The organism is Flavobacterium sp. (assembly GCF_003525665.1).
GTDB lineage: Bacteria > Bacteroidota > Bacteroidia > Flavobacteriales > Flavobacteriaceae > Flavobacterium.
In genome coordinates this window covers 1-723 of the sequence record NZ_DQDX01000217.1, presented here as the reverse complement: position 1 = coordinate 723, position 723 = coordinate 1, and the positions used below count along the sequence as shown (strand labels likewise).

Annotated in this window: 1 protein-coding gene; it reads left to right on the top strand. The window is 26.3% G+C overall.

Going from position 1 to position 723, the window contains the following annotated elements:
- The first annotated feature begins 98 nt into the window (after positions 1-98).
- Positions 99-650, top strand: coding sequence for a hypothetical protein (locus DIU01_RS14895; RefSeq protein WP_290835826.1), 552 nt, complete (start codon positions 99-101; stop codon positions 648-650).
- The last annotated feature ends 73 nt before the right edge of the window (positions 651-723 follow it).

Sequence of the window (723 nt, the reverse complement as noted above, 5' to 3'; positions counted from 1 at the left end):
TCTCAAAATGAACTATTAAAAAAAGACCTAGATTTCAATAAAAAATTAAGTTTTGCAATTATTGTTTTAGCTATAATATCAATTATTATAAAGTTTATATGAAGTTAATTTTAGTATATTTAACAGTAGGTATTCTATTAAATTTTTTTGGTCCACTTGCCAAGCATCTATCCATTGAGGATAAACACTCTTTAAAAGAAAATAAAAATAAGAGTTTGTTTAATAAATATTCGTTGATTATTGCTATTAGATTTTTTATGACCTTAACATATCCATTGTTTTATATCAACTACTTCATCAGAGGTAAGAAACCAATAGAACCAATTTCATTCGAGGATAAAATAAATTCTAGTTTAGTAAAAAGATTAAGAGAGCTTGGGAAATATAATAATACAGCTCCAACAGAAAACACTAGCGATGAAAAAGTAATTGAAATATACACTTTAATTTGCTCCTCTTTTAGAAAAGCTAGTAAAGAGAAACAGGAACAAATTCCGGCAAATAATTTAAACACAATTGCTATGAAATTCTTTAAAGTATATGAAGAATTTGGAGAAGATTTTATGCATAAACACCTCAAATATGAATTAGATAAATATTTAAAAGAAGGATTAAGACTAGAGTATCAGAAAGGCATTTCACTCTTTTAAATTAACAAATATAAATTATCTCATTCACCTGCACAACAATCGCTCCCAGTCCAAGTATTCCTAGCATCAATTC

What these genes read in the sequence shown, in the direction of transcription:
- DIU01_RS14895 (WP_290835826.1), top strand. Translation starts at nt 99, where the DNA reads ATGAAGTTAATTTTAGTATATTTAACAGTAGGTATTCTATTAAATTTT.